This window comes from Thermoleptolyngbya sp. M55_K2018_002 (assembly GCF_015295965.1).
GTDB lineage: Bacteria > Cyanobacteriota > Cyanobacteriia > Elainellales > Elainellaceae > Thermoleptolyngbya > Thermoleptolyngbya sichuanensis.
Genome location: NZ_DVEA01000122.1, coordinates 1 through 5,617 on the forward strand (window position 1 = coordinate 1; position 5,617 = coordinate 5,617).

The 5,617-nt window shown below is 57.1% G+C and carries 4 protein-coding genes; 3 read left to right on the top strand and 1 reads right to left on the bottom strand.

Going from position 1 to position 5,617, the window contains the following annotated elements; all coding sequences use genetic code 11:
- The first annotated feature begins 261 nt into the window (after positions 1-261).
- Positions 262-2,334 (top strand): S9 family peptidase, encoded by a 2,073-nt coding sequence (locus tag IGS51_RS06045; RefSeq protein WP_297077158.1) that lies wholly within the window; start codon positions 262-264, stop codon positions 2,332-2,334.
- A gap of 78 nt (positions 2,335-2,412) precedes the next feature.
- Here IGS51_RS06045 and IGS51_RS06050 read toward each other — a convergent pair whose 3' ends face one another.
- Positions 2,413-3,258, bottom strand: coding sequence for a methyltransferase domain-containing protein (locus tag IGS51_RS06050; RefSeq protein ID WP_297077160.1), 846 nt, complete (start codon positions 3,256-3,258; stop codon positions 2,413-2,415).
- A 137-nt stretch (positions 3,259-3,395) separates the two neighbouring features.
- Between IGS51_RS06050 and IGS51_RS06055 the strand changes: the two genes are divergently transcribed.
- Both IGS51_RS06055 and IGS51_RS06060 read left to right on the top strand, forming a co-directional pair.
- A complete protein-coding gene (locus IGS51_RS06055) occupies positions 3,396-4,736 on the top strand; it encodes a TrkH family potassium uptake protein (protein WP_297077164.1) in 1,341 nt (446 codons plus the stop codon).
- A gap of 126 nt (positions 4,737-4,862) precedes the next feature.
- Positions 4,863-5,558, top strand: coding sequence for a TrkA family potassium uptake protein (locus tag IGS51_RS06060; protein WP_277772576.1), 696 nt, complete (start codon positions 4,863-4,865; stop codon positions 5,556-5,558).
- Positions 5,559-5,617 lie beyond the last annotated feature (59 nt).

The window sequence follows — 5,617 nt, forward strand, 5'->3', positions numbered from 1 at the left end:
CCAACTGCGTAAATCCTAAAATCACTGATTGCACAAAAAATCAAGGAACAAGCCACAGATTCCGGAGCTTTCTAACTCTATTCCTGGCATTTTAGAAGCCTTGATAAAGCAGGGAGGCTTAAATGCTAAATCCTTCAAGAAATCGCCCTGCGCTGTCCCAAAAATCTTGGGCAAACCCTTAGAAAAGTCTAAACTGAGCAAAGAGAATTCCAAAGGATTTCACTGCCCCATCCTTGAATCAGGGACGACCGTTATACCCCTATGAGCCGATTTTCTTCCCGTGAAGCCCTTACGACCCTCCAGCCCCCAAGTGCTGAAAAACGCCCCCAAGTGCTGACAGCACATGGCGATGAGCGGGTCGATGACTATTACTGGATGCGCGATCGGGATGATCCGGCCGTGATGGCATACCTGGAGGCGGAGAACGCCTACACCGAAGCCGTCATGCAGCCCACCACCGACTTGCAGACCAAGCTGTATGACGAGATTCTGGGGCGAATTCAGGAAACGGACCTATCCGTGCCCTATCGCAAGGGTGATTACTACTATTACAGCCGCACCGAGGAAGGGAAGGCATACTCTATTTTTTGTCGCAAAAAGGGCAGCCTGGATGCGCCGGAAGAGGTGCTGCTGGATGAGAATTTGCTGGCAGCGGGGCACGAATATTTCGACCTGGGCGTGTTGCAGGTTAGCCCCGACCATCGGCTGCTGGCCTATTCCATCGACACGAACGGCGCGGAATTGTTCACGCTATATTTTCTGGATTTGGCAACCCGTGAACTGTATGCCGAGTCGATTCCCGATACCTACTATTCGTTTGTCTGGGGCAACGACAGCCGCACCGTGTTCTACACCCAGGTAGACGCAGCACATCGCCCGCACAAGCTATTTCGCCATCGGCTGGGCACACCCATAGACCAGGATGTGCTGGTGTTTCATGAACCCGATGATGCCTACTATTTAGGCATTGGCAAGACGGCGAGTGAAGCCTATTTGCTGCTCAGTTTGAATAGCAAAGTGACTTCTGAAGTTCACTTTTTGGATGCCAATGATCCAACGGGCGAGTTCAAGCTAATTCAAGCGCGATCGCCCGGTGTGGAATACTACGTGGAACACCACGGCGAACACTTCTACATCATCACCAATCAGGACGCGATCAACTTCCAACTCCTGCGGGCCCCCGTCAGTCGTCCCAGTCGAGCGAACTGGGAAACCGTGATTCCCCACCGCGAAACGGTCATGATCACCGGGGTCAGTGCCTTTGCACGACATCTGGTGATTTACGAGCGGCAGGGCGGGCTAGAGACGGTGCGCGTGCGCCACATGCCCAGCGGCGACGAGCATTACATCACCTTTCCAGAGCCGACCTACGAAATTGGCGAGGGCGCAAATCCGGAGTACGACACCAATACGCTGCGGTTTAACTACACCTCGCTGGTCACACCCTGGTCGGTGTTTGACTATGACCTGGAGACGCGCGATCGCGAGTTGAAAAAAGAAACTCCCGTGCTGGGTGGCTATGACAAGACCCAGTACGTCAGCCAGCGGCTAGAGGCGATCGCCCCCGATGGCACGCCGATTCCGCTGTCGCTGGTCTATCGCAAAGACCTCCAGCCGACGGAGCCACACCCGCTGCTGCTGACGGGCTACGGTTCCTACGGCTATAGCTACCCCGACTCGTTTTCTTCTACCCGGCTGTCCCTGCTTGACCGGGGCGTAGTGATGGCGATCGCCCACATCCGGGGCGGGTCTGAACTGGGGCGCAAGTGGTACGAAGACGGCAAGTTCTTGAATAAGAAAAACACCTTCACCGACTTTATTGCCTGCGCCGAGCATTTGATCGACCGGGGCTGGACTTCGCCGCAGCACCTAGCGATTACGGGCGGCAGCGCGGGGGGGCTGCTGGTGGGCGCGGTGGTGAACCTGCGGCCGGATCTGTTCCGAGTGGCGATCGCCGATGTGCCCTTTGTGGACGTGGTGACGACGATTCTCGACCCGTCGCTGCCCCTGTCGGTGATGGAATGGGAAGAATGGGGCAACCCCAACGACCCCGCCTTTTATCACTACATGAAGTCCTACTCGCCCTACGACAACGTAACCGCCCAGGACTATCCCGCGATGCTGGTCACCGCCGGCCTCAACGACCCCCGTGTCTCCTATTGGGAACCCGCCAAGTGGACAGCCAAGCTCCGCGACCTCAAGACCGACTCCAACGTGCTGCTGCTAAAAACCAACATGGGCGCAGGCCACAGCGGCGCATCCGGCCGCTACGAGCGCATCAAAGAAGCCGCGTTTGAGTATGCCTTTTTGCTTTGGCAGTGGGGGCTGGCGTAGGGGAGCGTTGGCGCAACTAACGTGTTCCGATCCATTTTGGATTGGGGATTTTGGATAGACGGGACGTGCAACGTTTGGCTATTCCTTCACGCCTGCCAGCACGCCAAATCGCACCAGCCCGCGCCGATAGCCTGATTGCATCAGCCCCATCGACAGCGCCGCCTGCATCGTGCCCCAGCCGGCCCGCAATAGCCCCACGACGGCAGCGGGGGAGATGGCAGAGCGCACCACCTCGTCCCAGAAGGGCGCGACGGCGGGCGACCAGTCGGCGGTGCGGAGGTTTTGGTAGTCTAGATTATGGGCGATCGCCTCATATTCCGCCAGCGAAATGACATAGGGCAGCCGATAGACGCGATAAATCTTCTCCAGATGGGCCTGCTCCTCCTGGGTCAGCGGCGATTCGTTAATCGGCCGGTGGCACCAGGTCGCTATTAGAAACGTGCCGCCGGGTTTCAGCACGCGATGGCACTCTTTCAAAAACTGAAGCTTGTCGGGCATATGTTCGCCGCTTTCCATCGACCACACCAGGTCAAACCCGCCGTCGGCAAAGGGCATCTTCAGCGCATCGGCCACCTGAAACTGAGTGCGATCGCCCAGTCCGTCCGCCGCTGCCCGTTCAGTCGCCCGTCGCGCCTGCACAGGACTGAGGGTAATGCCCGTTGCCGTTGCCCCAAATTTTTCTGCCAGATACAGCGAACTGCCGCCAATGCCGCAGCCCACATCGAGAATCGCCGTTGCCCGAGACACGCCGCCCCAGTGCAGCAGTTCTTCGATCAGGTCGATTTGGGCCTGCCGCCGCTCCTTGCGCTCGGTGCCTGCGGGCCCATAATACCCGTGGTGCATATGCTCGCCCCACACCTGTTCCCATAGCCCCGACGAGGCATCATAAAAAGTCTGAATTTGCTGCTGTAGAGTTTTTGGCATAGCTTGACGCGATCGCGGGCGGTATTACTGTATAAAAGGATTGCCTATTCTGCCAACAGTTCTGCGAGCCACTCAGCCTTTTTTACCTCCCCCTCTTCGCCGGGATCGCCGTATCCCCCGTATTCCAACTCATCATGATGACCGTTCCACGCACGATTTGTCTGGGGTTTCTGGCGCTCATTCTCGTTGGCACGCTGTTCCTGCTCCTGCCCATTTCTCTACAAAGCGGGCAATGGGGCGATCTGGTGACTGCCCTGTTTACCGCTACCTCGGCAGTCTGCGTAACTGGGCTGGCGGTCGTAGACACAGGCACCTACTTTTCTGGGTTTGGGCAGTTTGTGCTGCTGCTGCTCATCCAGATTGGCGGGCTGGGCTATATGACTGCAACGACGATTTTGCTGCTGGTGCTGGGGCGGCGCTTTGGGCTACGCGACAAGGCTGCGCTTCAGCAAACGCTGGATATCGAGGAGTTATCTGGCGCGGTGCAACTGGTCAAGTCAATCATCGCGTTGACGGCGCTAATTGAAATTTCGGGGGCGATCGCCCTCTTCTGGCTGTTTTCCCAAAATCCAGATTACGGCGTGGGGCAGAGCCTCTGGCTGGCAAGCTTTCACAGCATCAGCGCATTTAACAATGCCGGATTCAGCCTGTTTTCCGACAGTCTCATGGGCTACACCAGTTCTGTGCCGATGAACCTGATCATCACGACTATCATTATCCTCGCGGGCATCGGCTATCAGGTTCTCATGGAGGCATTCTTTTGGGGGCGCGATCGCCTCCGGGGCAAGCCCAACCGCACCTGCTTTTCGCTCAACTTCAAAGTCGCCACCAGCACGACGATGGTGCTGCTGCTGCTGGGATTTATCGGATTTTTGGGGGCAGAGTTTCGCAACCCCGAAACCATTGGTCGGCTAGACGCATCCACCAAGCTCCTCGCCTCCTGGTTTATGTCGGTCACGCCGCGCACCGCTGGCTTCAACACCATCGACTACGGCAAAATGACCACCACGGGTCTTTTTATTACCATCGCTCTTATGTTTATTGGTGCTAGCCCTGGCAGCACGGGCGGCGGCATGAAAACGACCACGCTGCGAGTGCTGTTTGAATGTACGCGGGCGGTGTTGCGCGGCAAGGAAGAAGTCCTCTGCTATCGCCGCCAGATTCCCAACACGCTGCTGATCAAGGCCATCGGCGTTGTGTTTGGCTCCGTGATGACGGTCATCCTGACGACGGTGCTGATTACCCTTGCCGACCCAGACATGGACTTTACTCGCGTCCTGTTTGAATCGGTGTCTGCCTTTGCCACTGTGGGGCTTTCCACAGGCATCACCGCTGCCGTTTCCACGTTTTCCAAGTTGGTGCTGATTGTGACAATGTACGTGGGGCGGGTAGGCGTACTCATGCTGATGTTGGCGATTCTGGGCGACCCCAAGCCCAGCGCCATCAACTATCCCCAGGAAAACTTGCTGGTGGGCTAGCCGCTAACCGTTTGGGCAGACGGCAGCGGTTTCACTGGTGGTTTCACTGGTGGTTTCACTAGCGGTTTCACTGGCCCATCTGCGTTGAGCCAAATTTGATTCAAATCACCTTTTTGGAGATTCGTTGTGAACCTTTCTTCGCTTAGTTTTTTCCGCAACCTGCGAGGGAGCAGTCGCCAATACGCTGTGATTGGCCTGGGGCGATTTGGGCGAGCGGTCTGCATGACGCTGCACAACCTGGGCTACGAGGTGTTGGGCATCGACTCGGAGGAGCGGCTTGTTGATCAGGCGCTATCGGACGAAATCCTGGCCCACGCGCTGACTCTGGATTCTACGGAGCCGTCAGCGCTCAAGGAAGCGGGAGTATACGACTTTGATACGGTGATCATCGCCATTGGCAACTATATTCAGGAGAGCATCATCACCACGCTGAATGTCAAGGAAGGCGGCGTGCGCTACGTCGTGGCCAAGGCCTCCACGGAGGTACATGGCAAGCTGCTGCGGCGGGTGGGAGCCGATCACGTCGTATTCCCGGAGCATGAGATGGGCTGTACCCTGGCGCGATCGCTCACTCGTCCGGGGGTGCTGGATCGGTTCGAGATCGACCCCGACAACAGCATTGTGGAACTGGTGGTGCCGGAGGAGTTTGACGGCAAGAGCATTGTGGAACTCGATCTGCGATCGCGCTATGGTGTCAGCGTGCTGGCGCTGTCGCAAAATGGCAAATTTGAGGTGAACCCCATTCCCTCAATGCGCCTCCGCAAGGGCGAACTCATGGTCGTGATCGGCGCAAACCGGGGCATTGAGCATCTGCCCGTGTAATTGCGACTGGAAACTTCACCCTCTTTATCCATCCTCCGCGATGTGCAACTTTCACTCTG

Excerpts from the sequence above, each read along its gene's own strand:
- IGS51_RS06045 (WP_297077158.1), top strand. The coding sequence starts at position 262 with ATGAGCCGATTTTCTTCCCGTGAAGCCCTTACGACCCTCCAGCCCCCA.
- IGS51_RS06050 (WP_297077160.1), bottom strand. The coding sequence starts at position 3,258 with ATGCCAAAAACTCTACAGCAGCAAATTCAGACTTTTTATGATGCCTCG.
- IGS51_RS06055 (WP_297077164.1), top strand. The coding sequence starts at position 3,396 with ATGACCGTTCCACGCACGATTTGTCTGGGGTTTCTGGCGCTCATTCTC.